Below are 311 nucleotides of genomic sequence, written 5' to 3'. Positions count from 1 at the left end.
GTTCACGCCGGGCTCGGGCTTCGTGATCGGTTTCGAGGCCGACGCGCAGTACGTCGATTTCGGGCGCAACCGCAACCGCTTCGCCTTCGCCACGGTGCCGGGCGGCGGCATCAACCCGGGCTCGCTGGTGTTCAACCCGAACGGGCTGTCGGGCCTCGACTATTTCGGCACGGTGCGCGGCCGCCTCGGCTACGCCTTCGACCGCACCCTGGTCTACGGCACCGGCGGCTTCGCCTACGGCTCGGGCGGCGGCCGCCAGTTCGGCCTGCCCAACGGCTCGACCGACAACTTCCAGACCGGCTGGGCAGCCG

At 71.1% G+C, this 311-nt stretch carries 1 pseudogene; it reads left to right on the top strand.

Annotation, left to right across the window (positions count from 1 at the left end):
- Positions 1-311: pseudogene (locus WDW90_RS38680) on the top strand (porin family protein); the annotation flags it as partial.

The organism is Methylobacterium nigriterrae (assembly GCF_037106235.1).
GTDB lineage: Bacteria > Pseudomonadota > Alphaproteobacteria > Rhizobiales > Beijerinckiaceae > Methylobacterium > Methylobacterium nigriterrae.
This window is presented reverse-complemented; position numbering and strand designations above follow the sequence as displayed.